This is a genomic window from Micromonospora noduli, from assembly GCF_003264475.1.
GTDB classification, from domain to species: domain Bacteria; phylum Actinomycetota; class Actinomycetes; order Mycobacteriales; family Micromonosporaceae; genus Micromonospora; species Micromonospora noduli.
This window is the reverse complement of the sequence record NZ_PYAC01000043.1, coordinates 168000-182038: the sequence shown is the minus strand read 5'-3', so window position 1 is coordinate 182038 and position 14039 is coordinate 168000. Positions and strand designations below refer to the sequence as shown.

General features: G+C 72.5%; 14 protein-coding genes and 1 pseudogene. 4 read left to right on the top strand and 11 right to left on the bottom strand.

Annotated elements, in window-relative coordinates; translation table 11 throughout:
* Positions 1-34: 34 nt before the first annotated feature.
* Positions 35-1255, bottom strand: coding sequence for an MFS transporter (locus MED15_RS32350; RefSeq protein WP_146766769.1), 1221 nt, complete (start codon positions 1253-1255; stop codon positions 35-37).
* A 5-nt stretch (positions 1256-1260) separates the two neighbouring features.
* Between MED15_RS32350 and MED15_RS32345 the strand changes: the two genes are divergently transcribed.
* Positions 1261-1860: a MarR family winged helix-turn-helix transcriptional regulator gene (locus tag MED15_RS32345; protein WP_112733061.1), complete on the top strand. Its 600-nt coding sequence runs from the start codon at positions 1261-1263 to the stop codon at positions 1858-1860.
* Here the strand turns inward: MED15_RS32345 and MED15_RS32340 are convergent.
* From MED15_RS32340 to MED15_RS32330, 3 genes are all read right to left on the bottom strand, one after another.
* Entirely contained in the window at positions 1805-2686 is an 882-nt protein-coding gene (locus MED15_RS32340; protein WP_112737801.1) for a pentapeptide repeat-containing protein, read from the bottom strand. The two genes, MED15_RS32345 and MED15_RS32340, sit on opposite strands and share 56 nt — an antisense overlap.
* 72 nt (positions 2687-2758) lie before the next feature.
* The gene (locus MED15_RS32335) at positions 2759-3856 is read right to left on the bottom strand and encodes a DUF5919 domain-containing protein (RefSeq protein ID WP_112737799.1); all 1098 of its coding nucleotides are present in this window, start codon (positions 3854-3856) and stop codon (positions 2759-2761) included.
* A 235-nt stretch (positions 3857-4091) separates the two neighbouring features.
* The gene (locus MED15_RS32330) at positions 4092-4898 is read right to left on the bottom strand and encodes an SDR family oxidoreductase (RefSeq protein WP_112587703.1); all 807 of its coding nucleotides are present in this window, start codon (positions 4896-4898) and stop codon (positions 4092-4094) included.
* Between the two features lie 79 nt (positions 4899-4977).
* Between MED15_RS32330 and MED15_RS32325 the strand changes: the two genes are divergently transcribed.
* A complete protein-coding gene (locus tag MED15_RS32325; protein ID WP_112737906.1) occupies positions 4978-5580 on the top strand; it encodes an MBL fold metallo-hydrolase in 603 nt (200 codons plus the stop codon).
* Here MED15_RS32325 and MED15_RS32320 read toward each other — a convergent pair.
* Entirely contained in the window at positions 5553-6293 is a 741-nt protein-coding gene (locus tag MED15_RS32320; protein WP_112737797.1) for a B3/B4 domain-containing protein, read from the bottom strand. The two genes, MED15_RS32325 and MED15_RS32320, sit on opposite strands and share 28 nt — an antisense overlap.
* Before the next feature lie 7 nt (positions 6294-6300).
* A complete protein-coding gene (locus MED15_RS32315; RefSeq protein WP_091406584.1) occupies positions 6301-6912 on the bottom strand; it encodes a LysE family translocator in 612 nt (203 codons plus the stop codon).
* Between the two features lie 62 nt (positions 6913-6974).
* Between MED15_RS32315 and pdxR the strand changes: the two genes are divergently transcribed.
* Positions 6975-8447 carry a MocR-like pyridoxine biosynthesis transcription factor PdxR gene (gene pdxR / locus MED15_RS32310; RefSeq protein ID WP_112587699.1) on the top strand — a complete coding sequence of 491 codons (1473 nt, stop codon included), beginning with the start codon at positions 6975-6977 and terminating at the stop codon, positions 8445-8447.
* Between the two features lie 41 nt (positions 8448-8488).
* On the top strand, positions 8489-9199 hold the full coding sequence (locus tag MED15_RS32305; protein ID WP_112587697.1) for a helix-turn-helix domain-containing protein: 711 nt from the start codon (positions 8489-8491) through the stop codon (positions 9197-9199).
* Here the strand turns inward: MED15_RS32305 and MED15_RS32300 are convergent.
* The 5 genes and pseudogenes from MED15_RS32300 to MED15_RS32280 form a co-directional block, all read right to left on the bottom strand.
* A complete protein-coding gene (locus MED15_RS32300) occupies positions 9181-9759 on the bottom strand; it encodes a dihydrofolate reductase family protein (protein WP_112587695.1) in 579 nt (192 codons plus the stop codon). The genes MED15_RS32305 and MED15_RS32300 overlap by 19 nt on opposite strands.
* 150 nt (positions 9760-9909) lie before the next feature.
* On the bottom strand, positions 9910-11331 hold the full coding sequence (locus tag MED15_RS32295; RefSeq protein ID WP_112587693.1) for a DUF6297 family protein: 1422 nt from the start codon (positions 11329-11331) through the stop codon (positions 9910-9912).
* Positions 11328-11945: an ABC transporter ATP-binding protein gene (locus MED15_RS32290; protein ID WP_244220653.1), complete on the bottom strand. Its 618-nt coding sequence runs from the start codon at positions 11943-11945 to the stop codon at positions 11328-11330. Before MED15_RS32290 ends, MED15_RS32295 begins: the two co-directional genes overlap by 4 nt.
* Before the next feature lie 29 nt (positions 11946-11974).
* Entirely contained in the window at positions 11975-13384 is a 1410-nt protein-coding gene (locus MED15_RS32285) for an RNA-guided endonuclease TnpB family protein (RefSeq protein ID WP_112587689.1), read from the bottom strand.
* Positions 13381-13994, bottom strand: a pseudogene (locus MED15_RS32280) (IS607 family transposase). Before MED15_RS32280 ends, MED15_RS32285 begins: the two are co-directional and overlap by 4 nt.
* Between the last annotated feature and the right edge of the window lie 45 nt (positions 13995-14039).

Sequence of the window (14039 nt, the reverse complement as noted above, 5' to 3'; positions counted from 1 at the left end):
GCCCCCCGTCGATGCCGGTTCGCGTCGGCGCTGGCTACCCGGCGTCGTCCCGGCCGAAACCTGACCCGCCGGCGGGGACCGCCGACCCGACCGTCTCGGCCTGCGGCGCGGCGGACGGCAGCCGCAGCGTCCGGCGGCGGCTGAGCGCGACGACCAGCGCCAGCCCGAGCGCGCCGACCACCACCAGGAACGCCCAGGTGTTACCGAGGTGGTCGTTGACCACGCCACTGGTCGCGGAGCCGGCGGCGATGCCGAGCTGCCCGGCCGTCTGCAACCACCCGTACGTCTCGGGGAGCCGGACCGCCGGGGTGGACCGGGCGAGGATCTCGTCGGTGACGGCGAGGAAGGGTGCCAGCGCGAGACCGAAGACCGCCAGCGCGACGGCCATCTGCGGCACGTTGCGTGGCAGCAGCAGCGCCACCGAGGTGGCGGCCAAGGTGCCGAGCATCGTCAGGTACGCCGTCGCCGGGCTGCCGGGCCGCCCCCGGCTCGCCAGCAGCACGCCACCGGCCAGGCTGCCCACCGACCAGATGGTCACCAGCAGCCCGGCCTGGTCCGGGTGCCCGACAGTGGTGGCGAACGCGGGCACCAGCACCCACATCGCGCCGATACCCATCATGTAACCGATGTGGGTGCCGACGACGGTGCGGCGGGTGGCCTGGCCGGGCAGCGCGGATCCCTTCCCGCGAGGCTGCCGGTCGGCCTCGCGCGGTGGAAGCACGGCGACCATGCCGAGCAGCCCGGCGCTGCCGATCACGGCGAAGGCGAGCAGTGCGGCAGTGGGTCCACTGATCAGCAGGCTCAGTGTCACAGCGAGGGGGCCGCCCACGTAGAGCACCTCCTGCCCGACGGCGTTGACCGCGTACGCGCGGGCCAGCGCGGCGGGGGCGACGAGCCGGGCCAGTTGGGCGCGTCCGCTGCCGACCGCCGGTGGCGTGCTGAGCCCGGCGACGGTGGCCAGCGCCACGAACGCCACCGGTTCGGTGGTGAAGGCCAGGCCGAGCAGGGCGAGCAGATGGGCGAGGCCGGTGGCGAGCAGCACCGGCCGGGCACCGAGCCGGCCCAGGAGTCGGCCGACCAGCGGCGCGGTGACCGCCAGCCCGATCCCGCAGCCGGCGCTGGCCACGCCGGCGGTGGCGAAGCTACCGGTGTTCTGGTGGCCGAGCAGCACGACGAGCAGTTGCCGTAGTGCGACAGGTAGCTGCGCCACCGTCATCAACACGATGAGCAGCATCGCCCGACGGGGTACATTCACAACTTATGAATCTACCCGAGGACGGCTCGGCCAACCTGCTCGGCGCACTGGCCCTGCTCGTCGGCTCGCGGATGCGGGCGTCGGTCAGCGCGTCCGTCGGGGCCGGCGGCGCGCTCGCCGAGGCGCTCGTCGTCCTCAAGGACCAGCCGGGGGTGACCGCCGAGTGGTTGGGCCAGGTGCTGGGGCTCACCCAGCCCGGCGTCGCGCACCTGGTCCGGCGGCTCGGGGAACAGGGCTGGGTGGAGCGGCGTCCCGGCACCGACGCGCGCAGCCGCGCCCTGCACCTCACCACCGAGGGCACGGCGGTCGCCGCCCGGACCCTGCGCGCCCGGCAGGAGGTGCTGACCGCGCTGCTCGCCCCGCTGACCGTCGAGCAGCGCGCCCAGCTCGCCGACATCGCCCGCACTCTGCTGCACGACGAGGTGGCGGACGCCGGCAGCCTGGCCCACCTCTGCCGGCTCTGCGACCGCGCCCGCTGCCCACAGTGCCCGGTCCATGCCGGCTTCCAGGAGTTGACGGGAGCGTGCGGCGGACCGGGTCGGGCCGTTCCTAGCGGCGACGGCCCCGACGGGCGGGGGAGCGGGCCGGCTGACGGACCGGGGTGAGCGGCAGCGCCGTCCAGTGCGCCGGCCGGGTGAGCGTCTGCGGCAGCCGCGTGTGGGCGTCACCCCGGGCGGCGTCCAGCTGGGCCTGGTGCAGGAAGAGCGTGCGCCGCAGGTCCGCGCCCCGCAGGTCGGCGCCGCGCAGGTCCGCGCCGGTGACGTCGGCCAGGCTGAGGTCCGCTCCGCGCAGGTCGGCGCCGATGAGCAGCGCTCCGCGCAGGTTTGCCCGGCGGAGGTCGACGCTACGCAGGTCCACCCCGAGCAGGTGCGCGCCCCGCCGGTCGGCGCCGCCGGGGGCGCGGGCCGCGTCGCTGGCCCGGGACAGCAGCGGGTTGATCCGGTTCCGGTGGTCGGCGACGTCCACCGCGCGAAGTTGCGTCGGGTCACCCTCGGTGAGCGTCAGCGTCTCGGCGCGGGCGCGTTCCAGCTCGGCGCGCAGGTCGGCTGGCGGGCCCAGCGCCACCGCCTCGGTGAGGTACCAGAGCAGTTCGTGCAGCGGTCGCAGCACCGCGAACGCCTCCGCCATCGCCGGTAACGTCTCTGGCGCGTCCCGCCAGTCCCGCCCGCCGAAGGTCACCTGGGCGACCTGTTGCCCGGCCCCGAAGCAGTCGAACACCGTGCAGCCGGGGAAACCACGCTGCCGCAGCTCGGTGTGGATGCCGCAGCGGTGGTCGGGGCGCAGGTTGGGGCAGGGCGAGCCGGCCGGCTTGTCGATGGCGAAGTCCGCCGACGCGGCGAAGGCGGGCACCACGCAGCACAGCCCGAAGCAGCGTCCGCAGTCGGCGCGCAGCTGCGCCGCCCCGGACGGCGGTGCGGTGCGGTGTGACACGCCGACGGTCCTCCTGGCGATGAGGGTGGACCACCATTGTTTCCTGTGCCGAACCCACGGGTCGGTCGGGGGTCACCGTGCGTGTGTGTCACCGGCCGTCGCGGGGCGGGGCGCCGGGGTACGGGCATCGCCCGGTGGCGGCACCAGTCGGCGGACGTCCCGCTCGCCGTCGTCGTGCCCGTACTTCTGGTCGAAGTGCCGTTTCACCACGGCGACCGGGGTGCGGTCCCTGTCGGCGGGCTCGGCCAGGGCGAACACGCCGGGCGCCGCCCCGGACGCGCGGGGCGGCAGCACGGCTCGCACCGTCAGCGGCCCGGTCACCCGGAACCCCCGGCAGTCGACGTAGTGCTGCCCGTCCACCGTCACGAACGGCACGCGTACCTCGACCACGTCCGACTCGTCGTGGCGCAGTGTGACCGTGACCGACCAGTACCTCTCCAGGTCGAGGGTGGCCTGCTCGTGCTCCCACAGCTCCTCGAACCGGGCGTGCACGAACCCGCCCCACGGGCTGTCCATGTCCACCTCGAGCTGCGGCACGTTGAACGACAACTTGCCGATCGGGAAGAACGAGATCAGCGCCCGCCCGTCCCACTGGTAGAGCTGGATCGACGGGGACGCGTCGTAGAGCCGGACCTGTAGGCGGTGGCGCAGCCGCGAGTCGAGCGCCTCGGCGAACGCGGCCAGGTGGCGCAGGTTGGTGCGGATCTGCCGGGGCACGTCCACCCGTTGCCGTTCCAGCTCCTCGGAGCGTTGCTGGGCGGCGGTGCAGTCGGGGTCGAGCAGGAGCAACTGCACCTGGGCGCCGTTGGCCAGCGCCGCTCGCACCGCGCTCAGGGTGTCCTCCCGGTGCCGTTGCTCCAGCAGGATCGTCCAGGTGTCGAGGATGCGCACCCGACGCCCGGAGCGGTGCAGCCGTGTCACGAACGCCTGCTGGTCGAAGCTGAGGTGCTCCTGCACCCGCGCCTTGCGGGCCTCCTCGAACAACGGGTCGAAAATGACGTACGAGATGGCCGCGAGGACCACGCTGGCCCCGAGGTTGAGCAGCAGGTCGCTGAGGAAGCCGGTGCTGCGCCAGGCGGCCAGCAACATGACGACGGCGATCGCGAAGAGTGCCCCACCGACGACGAAGGCGCGTCGTTGCCGCCCGCCCCGACCAGCCCACCCGGGCATCCGGTCCCCTTCCGCCGTCGGTCGGCCCCACCGCCGCTTGCTGATCACCGGAGTTCGGAGGATACGTACCCGCTTTGCTGGGCGCTGTCCCGTTCTCCGAGCGGCTGGTTCGCCGCCCGGACCCGCTCCACCGCTCATAGGTGACGGTAACGGAGTCATGCGACCACGGAGGGTGGCGGGCTGGACGAGGGAGACCGCGAGCAGGCCTGACCACCGGGCACTACGCCGGTGCCGCTCAGACCGACCGCCAGTCGTCGTTCGTCAACGCCGCGGCCTGGGGACCCATCAGCAGCATGCCCCCGTCGACCGGCCAGGACGCGCCGGTGACGTAGCTGGCGGCGGGGGAGGCGAGCAACGCGACCACGGCGGCCACCTCACGCGCGTCGCCAGGCCGCCCCAGCGGCACGCCGGGCCGTTCCTGGGTGAACGGGTCGACATCCTCCTGACCGGTCATCGGCGTGGCGATCTCGCCCGGGGCGACGGCGTTGACGGTGATCCCGTCGGCGGCCAGCTCCTGGGCCATCACCCGGGTCAGCAGCCCGAGCCCGCCCTTCGCGGCGCAGTACGCGGCGGAGCCCACCCGGGGCGCGTGCTCGTGCACGCTGGTGATGTTGATGATCCGCCCGCCGGCGCCGGTGGCCCGCATCCGTCGCGCGGCCCGCTGGGAGCACAGGAACGGCGCGTCCAGGTCGACGGCGAGCACCTCGCGCCACTGCTCCCACCCGGTGTCGACGAACGGCGTCGAGGCCCCGGTGCCGGCGTTGTTGACCAGCACCCCGATGCCGCCCAGCCGGTCGGCCAACTCGTCCACCACCGCCGCCGCGTCCGGCAGTCGGGTCAGGTCCACCTCGGCGACCTCGCAACGCCGTCCCGTCGCGCGGACTTCGGTGGCCGTCCGCTCCGCGCCGTCGGGGTCGCCGTACCAGGTGATGCCGATCTCGAAGCCGGCCTCGGCCAGGGCCACCGCGCAAGCCTTGCCGATGCCGGAGTCCGCACCGGTGACGACGGCGATCCTCGGGTAGTTCTCGTATCGCTGTGGCATGTTGCCGCACTACCCCGGCAGGGCCGGCCCAACCGCCACGAGGACCACGACCCATCTGCCGGCGGCGTACCGTCGCCTGATGCGGATCACCCGATTCACGCACGCCTGTGTCCGCGTCGAGCACGACGGTGGGGTGCTGGTGATCGACCCGGGGACGTGGAGCGAGCCGCGGGCCCTGGTCGGCGCGGACGCCGTCCTGGTCACCCACGAGCACACCGACCACATAGACGTGTTGCGGCTCGCCGGTCTCGGTGTCCCCGTGTACGCGCCGGAGGGTGCCCGCCTGCCGGATCTCGCCCCGCTGCCGGTGACCCGGGTCCGTGCGGGCGAGCGGTTCACGGCGGCCGGCATTCCGGTCAGCGCGCACGGTGGCCGGCACGCCGCGATCCACGAGGGGCAGCCCGACTGCCCGAACCTCGGCTACCTGATCGGCGGCGAGCTCTACCACCCGGGCGACGCCCTGCATGTGCCGGACGAGCCGGTGCGCACCCTGCTCGTCCCGGCTCAGGGGTCCTGGCTGCGCCTCGACGAGGCGATCCGGTTCGCCGGCGCCGTGGGTGCGGCGGCGGCGTACCCGATCCACGACGCGCAGCTCAACGACCGCGGTCTGGCCAGTGTCGCGGGTTGGTTCGCCGAGACGATCCCCGGCTACCGTCACCTGCTGCCCGGCGACACCGCCTGACCCCGGTCGTCATCCGCCGCCGGGGTGCGGAAACGGGGCGCGGCGGCGGTGAGCACCGCGGCGGCCGTCGGAGCGGACCACCCCTCGGTCAGCTCCGTCACGAGGTCGGCGACCAGTCGGGTCACGGCCGGCCCGCCGCCAGCGTGCAGCGCCTCGGCGACGATCAGCACCGACGAGGTGCCCGCCCGTACGGCCGACCAGCCGCTCTGCCGGTTCGTCCACCGTCGGGCGTGTGCCCGCCCGGCGGAGTCGACGAAGGTCACCTCGCCCGGCTCGGGATGCTCGGTGTCGCCCGCGAAACTCAGGTACGCCTCGTCGCCGTGTGCCGGCCGGACCACCAGGTCGCCGTCGACCCGGTCCAGGTCGAGCGCCGCGACCGGGATGGCGTACGCGGCCGAGATGGCGTTGCAGAGGTCGACGAGTGGGTGCACCCGGGGCAGTTCGCCGTCCAGGCGCAGCCGACGCAGCAGCGCCTCGGCGGCGCACCGGTACTTGGTGGGCCGCAACCCCATCGCCGCGTACGCCCGCCGCCACGCCTGGATCTCCGGGAACCCGCTCTCGGCCCCACCGGCCAACCGCCGCCGCGCCTCGGCGAGATGAGCGGCCGTGCGTGCCGCCACGTCGGCGGTGGCGGTGATCCCGGCGGCCTGCACCACACCGGCGACCAGGTCGGGGTACGCGTCGCGAAGCCGCGGAGAATGTTCGAACTGCACTGTGGCCCTATCGTTCGGTGAGGGCGAGGGTCACGCCGAGCGCGACGAACGTGCCGGCGGCGGATCGGCGCAGCCAGTCGGTGACCCGGGGTCGGGTCAGCACCCGGTCGCGTACCCGGGCCGCGAAGATGCCGTAGCCGCTGAACACCACGAAGGTGAGCAGCATGAACACCGCGCCGCAGCCGAGCATCGCCCGGGTCGAGCCGGGTGCCGTGGTGTCCACGAACTGCGGCAGGAACGCGACGAAGAACATCGTCGGCTTCGGGTTGAGCAGGTTGACCAGCACCCCGGAGACGATCACCCGGATCGCCGAGCGGGGTGGGGCGTCGGTGGTCACCGCGAAGGCGTCGCGGTCGCGCGCCATGGACCAGGCCAGGTAGAGCAGGTAGCCGACGCCGAGGTAGCGGACGGTCTCGAACGCCACGGCGCTGGTCTGCATCAGCGCGGCCAGCCCGGTCATGGCGGCCAGCAGATGGGGCAACGTCCCCAGCGTGCAGGCGAATGCCGCCAGCACCCCGGCCCGCGCACCCCGCGACAGGCCGGCGGAGAGCGTGAAGATCACCCCGGTGCCGGGGGTGACCACCACGATCAGCGTGGTGATCAGGAACGGGATGGTCACGATCGTCCTCCGGCGGAGTTGGCAGGTCTGGCTCCTGCTCACTCTGCTGCCACAATGGTCCGATGGGCAGAGCCAAAGCGAACGCGCCCGAGAGGTCCATATCGGCCGGGTCCGACTTCCTGCACCTGGCCATCAGCGACGCGACCCCGGGCGGACGCGCCGACTGGCTGACCGACAGGTTGCGGCAGGCCATCGCCGACGGACGGGTGCCGGTCGGTGACCGGCTGCCCCCGACCCGGGTGCTCGCCGCCGACCTCGGTGTCTCCCGGGGCGTGGTCACCGAGGCGTACCAGCGCCTGACCGAGGAGGGGCACATCGCCGGTCGGGGCCGGGCCGGCACTGTCGTCGTCGCCGCGCCGGCCGCGCCCACACCCACAGCGGCCGCCGCGCCGGCACCGGTCACGACCTTCCCGCCGGCACCGGGCACCGACATCTTCGACGCGGTACGCGCGGCGCACGCGACCATCGACCTGACGCCCGGCGTACCCGATCTGGCCGCCTTTCCCCGTGCGGACTGGCTGCGCGCGGAACGGAGCGTGCTGCGCCGCCTCGCCGCGGCCGACCTCGGCTACGGCGACCCCTGCGGCACGCCCGCGCTGCGACAGGCAGTCGCCGCCTGGCTGGCCCGTAACCGTGGCATCAGCGTCGACCCCGCCGAGGTGATCATCGTGGCCGGCGTCTCCCAGGCGCTCGGGCTGCTCGCCCAGGCACTCACCGCTGCCGGCGTCGACCGGATCGCCGTCGAGGACCCGGGCTCGCTCGGGGTGCGCCAGCACCTGAACAACTGGCGGATGGACACCCCGCCGATCAGCGTCGACGACGCCGGGCTGCGGGTCGAGGAGCTGAGCGCCAGCGGCGTACCGGCCGTGATGCTCACCCCCGCGCACCAGTTTCCGACCGGTGTGGTGCTCGACGGCGACCGCCGCCGCCAACTCGTCGCCTGGGCGCGGACCGGCGGTCTGATCATCGAGGACGACTACGACGCCGAGCACCGCTACGACCGTCCTCCGGTGCCGGCGCTGCGTGGCCTGCTGCCCGAGCAGGTCTGCTACGCCGGCAGCGTCTCCAAGCTGCTCGCCCCCGCCCTGCGGGTCGGCTGGCTGCTCGTGCCGACGCGGCTGCGCGAGGCCGTGGTCGCCGCCAAGCGCAACGCCGACCTGGGCAACGCAGTGCTACCGCAACTGGTGCTGGCGGAGCTGATGACCTCCGGCGCCTTCGAGCGGCATCTGCGGCTGCTGCGTCGCCGACACATCCGCCGGCGGGACGCCATGATCGCCGCGCTGACCCGCGTGCTGCCGTCGGCGACGGTGCACGGCGCCGCCGCCGGCCTGCACCTCATGATCACGCTGGACGACACAGTGGTCGACACCGAGCTGGCGGCGGCGACGCTGGCGCGCGGGGTGAAGGTGCAACCGCTGTCCTGGCACTGCCAGCGGCCGTACCGGCCCGGCCTGGTGCTCGGCTACGCGGCCCGTACGCCCACCGAGATCGAGGACGGCGTCGCCGCTGTCGCCGCCGCGCTCGGCTCCGGCTAGGAGCACCCGGTCCACCGTGCTCGCCGGCGTATCCTTCGCCAGTGGGACTGCGGTTCGAGACGCGCGGGTCCGACTCGCCATGGGTCGACACCGTGTGGACCTGCACGAGCGAGCAGGTCACCACTATGACGTCCGTGGCAGGGGTGCGTTGGGGCCTGGTGTTCTGGGAGCAGGCTGGCCGGACGTACGCGAGCATCACCGGTCCCGAGACCCGGACCAGCACGGCGCCGGTGCCGGAGGGCGCGGCCTTCACCGGCATCGAGTTCGCCGTCGGCACCTCGTTGCGGGCTCTGCCCACGCCGACGCTGGTCGACGGCGGCATCGAGCTCCCCGACACCACGCGCCGGACGTTCCGACTGGACGGCGCGCGCTGGGAGATGCCCGGCCCCGACGACGCCGAGGCCCTGGTCGACAGCCTCGTCCGCGCCGGGACCGTGGTCCGTGACCTGCTCGTCGCCGAGCTGCTGCGCGGCCACCGTCCGGCCGTCTCGGGGCGTACCGTCGAACGTCGGTTCCGTGCCGCGACTGGCCTGACGCGCGGCGCGGTCCGCCAGATCGAGCGGGCCCGTACGGCGGCGGAGCTGCTGGCTACCGGCGACCCGGCCGCCGACGTGGTCGCCAAGCTCGACTACTTCGACGAGCCGCACCTGGCCCGGGCACTGCGCTCCTACGTCGGACGCACCGTCCGGCAGCTGCGGGAGGGCACCGGCGGCGCCATAGCCCTCGACCTGGATCAGCGCTTGACGTCGTAGATCACCTTGAGGATCCCGTTGGAGTAACTCTCCGACTCCCGCAGCGTCAGCATGTGCTTGTCGCGGTCGGCCCGGCCGAACAGGCTCTTGCCGGCACCGAGCAGCACGGGGAAGACGAGCAGGTTGTACTGGTCGATCAGCCCTTCATCGGACAGCCGCCGGGCCAGCTCCGCGCTGCCGTGGATGAAGATCGCCCCGCCCTCGCCCTGCTTGAGCGCGGCGACGTCCCCGGTCGAGCGCAGGATCGTCGTCGGCCCCCACCCGTCGACGAGCGCGTCGTCGGACAGCGTGCTCGACACCACGTACTTGGGCAGGTCCTTGTAGTCGGCGTGGTCCTCCGAACCGGGCCAGACCGGCGCGAACGCCTCGTAGCTGCGACGGCCGAACATCAACGCCGTCGTGTCGGCGAGTTCCTCGCCCTTCAGCGACCAGGCCTCTGGGACGAACTCGAGGTCCTTGAACACCCAACCGCCGCTGCGGTGCTCCTCACCCGGCCCGCCGCCGGGCGAGTCCACGACGCCGTCGAGCGACATGAAGCCGGTGTAGACCAGGTCGCGCATTGTGTGTCTCCTCATGCTCGGAAGCGGGCTGCCGGGTCCACGCTAGATCGCGGTCGCGGCGCTGTCTTGGACGGAAACGACAGCCGCTCCGAACACGCCGCCGAGTGGTGCCGTGATCGGGCCCCGGGCCGACCGGGCGGATGAGCCGGCTCAGCCCAGGAACAGCTGGACGAGGACCAGTATGGCGAGCAGCGCAGGCCCCCGTGACCCCTGACGCATCAGGTCGACCGGGATCATCCCGAACGGCGTGTTGACCGTCGCGCCGCCGTAGTCGATCGGCGGGCGGGTGCCGGCCCGGAACGCGGCGGCCACCACCCCCAGCGCCAGCGTCGGCGCCAGCCAAGCCGGCCCCGGGTCGACGGTCGGCAGGGTCAGCAACCACCACAGGCCCGCGCCGACAGCCGGCACCACCACGTGGATCCCGCGCAGCAGGTTGTCGCTGCCACCGAGCGCCCGACGCAGCCCGGGTGAGCGGCTGACCGACCGCAGACCGCCGGTCAGCCGGTTGACGGCGAGGTACGCGAACACCACCTGCGCGGCCCCGGCCAACCCGGGCAGGGCGAGCGCGGCAGCGTACTGCACCCCGATCAGCGCCGCCCAGATCAGCACGGCGCTCGGATGACGGCGCAACCGGCGTACGTCGGCCTGGAGCAGCGCCCACCAGCCGGGGCCGGGTCGAAACCGGCGGCTGCGGACCCGGCCGATCCGGCGCCAGCGGCGGCTCTCCACCAGGCCGGCGAGCAGGCTCGGATCCAGCAGGATCGTGGCCGTTGCGGCGGCGTTGGCGAACTGCGCGCCGGTGGTCAGGGTGGCCCGGTCGACCCGGGGCAGCGCGCGTACCGCGAGGATCATGCCGACGCCTACGAGGGGTACCGCGGCGGCGAACAACGCGACGGTCGGTGTCGTCGCCGGCCGGGGCAGCCCGTCGCCGAGGCGACCGACGAGCACCACCAGGGCGGTGATCACGGCCGCCGCCACCATCGGGACCGCCCCGACCACCGTCGGCCAGCGTCGCCCCGACCGGCTGCTCTGGGCGACGACGCTGAGCGCCAGCGCGGCTGCCCCCCACCCCGCGCCGGCCGCCGCCGCCCAGCCCAGGGCGGACGGTTCGCTGACCCCACCGAGCGCCGCCACCGCCACTCCGAGCGCCGCGGTGCCGGCCGCCGAGCCCAGCAGCAACAGGACGAAGCGCGGCGCCAGCCAGGCCCGCCGGTCGATGGGCGCGCTGGTCGCCCAGCTCTGCGTCGCCGGGGTGACCAGCAGCGGGCCGAGCGCGCGCAGACCACGCCAGGCCAGCCCTGCGCCGGCCAGCAGCGCGGCGACCGCCAGCCACCAGCGCACCCCCGGCTCGGCCTGCCCCACGGTGGGGGAGTCCAGCAGATCGCGGCTGGCGCTGATCGCGAACCAGCCGTACATGCCCACGAACAGGACCATGACGTACGCGTCGCCGAGCACGTCACCGAGGGAATGGTCGTGGTGCCGGCTGCGGGCCTTGCGCAGGTGGGTTCGCACCTGCCGGGCGGTCGGCACCCCGACCGGCGTGTCGGCGATCGTGGCCGGCGCCGCGGTCACTTGCCGATCTCGATGCGCTCGTCGACCACCGCGTCGATCAGCTCCGGATCGTGCGAGGCCAACAGCACGGCCGTGCCCGCCGCCCGTTCCCGCAGGAGCCGGTCGGCGAGCCACTGTCGCCCGCGGACGTCCAGCCGCTGCTCGGGCTCGTCCAGGATCAGCACCCGGCGGGGCCGGACGAAACAGGACGCCAGCGCCAGCCGGCGGCGCTGCCCGCTGGACAACGTCACCGGCAGTTGGTCGCGGGCCGTCTCCAGACCCAGCTCGGCGAGGACCTCCTCGACCGGCTCGGCGTCACCCCCGTGGGCGTACGCGACCAACTCCAGGTGCTCGACCACCGACAGGTCGGGGAAGAAGTCGATGTCGTCCAGGGCGGCCGCCACCAGCGCCCGCACCTGAGGATCGGTCTCGTCGGCCCGGCGGCCCTGCACGAGCACCTCACCCGCGTCCGGCCGGTCGGCGCCGACGACACAGCGCAGCAGAGTCGTCTTGCCGCTGCCATTCGGGCCCAGCACCACAGCGATCCGGCCCGCCGGGAGCGTGAAGCTCACCTCGTCGAGCACGACCAGGTTGCCGAAGTTGCGACTGAGTCCCCGTACCGAGAGCGCGTCCACGATCACAGAGTCTGCTTCCTTCTTGTTGCTCACACCTGATCGGGGTGAGACTTCCGGATGATTCGCTCTTCGCTCAGCAGGGCTGGGCTGAAGTCCGGGAGCGGCAGTCTGCTCCGGTGGCGATCGGCCCGTGTCTGCACGATCTGCTTCACCAAGTTATGCGGGGTGCGCAGGGTGATGTCGGGGTCACCGTGTCGTTGCAGGACGTTGATCGCGGCGTTCACGTCGGCCTGCCACACCACCCCGCACACTGTGCAGTGAAGCCGGTCCCCGGCGCGGCGGCCGAGGCAGCCGCAGCGGTGACAGACTTGTGAGGTGTAGGCGGCGTTGACGTGCACGAGCGCAGAACCTCTGCGCTCCGACACGCTGGCCAGTGCCTCGGCGGTGACTCCTTTGGTCCACGCGGCGAGGCGTCGGTTGGTGTCCCTGCCGAGCGGTTTACGCCCGGCGAAGGTCTTGGTGAGGTCTTCGGCCACGACGACGGTGGCCTTGTCGACGACTCGATGTACAGCGGTGAAGATCTCCGTGCGGACCTGTGCCCGGTGGCGGGCGGCCTGCCGGTCACGCTTGACGGTGCCCAGGTTGTTCTGGCTGATCCGGTCCGCCTTGGCCTGGTCGCCGCGTCGGGCGGCGTTGTTGGCGATCGAACGCAGCTTCGCCCGGCGGCGGTTGCGTTCCTTGATCCGATCCGACTCGGTTGTCAGTAACCGACCGAGGCGTGCGCCGTGGTGGTTGCCGTCGGAGTCGGTCAGTACCTCCGTGTAGCCTTTGTCCACGCCGATCGTCGCTCCGCCGCACGGACGCTGTGAGGTCTTCATGGTGGCGGCGTCGATCTGGTAGTGGACCTCGACCCGGTCGCCGCGCAGGATCAGCCGCAGCGTGCCCCTCGGCGCGATGGTGGTATTCAGCGGGATACGCACGAGCTGACGCCGCACGAGCCCCGGCACAGCCAGCCACAGAAGGCCGTTGCCGTCGACATGGGTGTGGTGCTTGTCGGCGCGCACCACGATTTGGTTGTGGGTGTGGTTGTGCCCGCGCCGCCAGTGCTTGCGCATCTGCCGGGCCAGGTACGCGTCGCCGGACCATTTGTTGGTCTTGAGCAGCCCCAACAGCCGTCTGCGCGCGGCGGGGTCTGCGGTATGACGCCCAACCGCCCGACGTACCACCGCCTTCGCCGACTCCCGGCTGGCGGTGATGTCGGCCATCGCGTCACGGACGGTCTCTTTCCACGCGTTGGCCAGCACCTCGAACCGTCGGTGTGTGCCCTCGGCTAACCACTGGTCGCGGACCTGCCGGTCCGTCAGCCCTGCCCCGGCCACGGAGCCGTAGCGGCGCCAAACCTCACTGCGTACCCGCCCGAGTCGCCGGGCCTGCTCGGCCAGCGCACGATACTTGCCGACGTTGAGTCGCTGCGAGTAAGCGATCCGGGTGGTCTTCACCGGGCACCCCCGGTCAAGTCGTCGGTCTTCATCGGCTTCTCGTATCGGCGCAGGCCATGGAGCCGACCTGAGAAACTGTGCACGATCGACAGCAGGTCGGCGACCATCTCTTCCCGCGGTGACAGCGATTCCTGGTTGGTCACCAACAGCTCACATCCGGCCACCTCAGCCTCGTAGGCGAGATAGTCGAAGCCGAACCGGGCCAGCCGGTCCTCGTGGGCGATGACCAGCGTCGACACCTGCCCGGCCTTGACTCGGCTCATGACGTTGAGAAGCTTGGGCCGCAGCAAATCCATACCACCGCCGATCTCACTGACCCACTCGTGCACGGCCAGCCCTCGGGCTAGGCAGAACGTCTCCATGGCGGTGCGCTGCGACGCAAGGTCGTTTACTGTCCAGCGGAAGACACCCGACAGTAAACGATCACCTTCCGGTCGTCTCGCGAAAAACCGGGAGTGAGCACGGCGCACACATCGGACTCGTCGAAGTACCGCTGGCCGGTGGGGGTACGTCTGGCGACAATCCGGCCTTCAGCCTCCCATCGGCGCACCGTGCTCGCGGAGCGACCAATGCGTTCCGCGAACTCCGAAATGCGATATAACCCGCCCATAATTGCTCAGTTTGGGCAACAATGAGTAACAAAGCAAATCTAGAG

Coding starts and splice junctions, on each gene's coding strand:
- MED15_RS32345 (WP_112733061.1), top strand. CDS start 1,261: ATGAATCTACCCGAGGACGGCTCGGCCAACCTGCTCGGCGCACTGGCC.
- MED15_RS32335 (WP_112737799.1), bottom strand. CDS start 3,856: ATGCCCGGGTGGGCTGGTCGGGGCGGGCGGCAACGACGCGCCTTCGTC.
- MED15_RS32330 (WP_112587703.1), bottom strand. CDS start 4,898: ATGCCACAGCGATACGAGAACTACCCGAGGATCGCCGTCGTCACCGGT.
- MED15_RS32325 (WP_112737906.1), top strand. CDS start 4,978: ATGCGGATCACCCGATTCACGCACGCCTGTGTCCGCGTCGAGCACGAC.
- pdxR (WP_112587699.1), top strand. CDS start 6,975: ATGGGCAGAGCCAAAGCGAACGCGCCCGAGAGGTCCATATCGGCCGGG.
- MED15_RS32300 (WP_112587695.1), bottom strand. CDS start 9,759: ATGCGCGACCTGGTCTACACCGGCTTCATGTCGCTCGACGGCGTCGTG.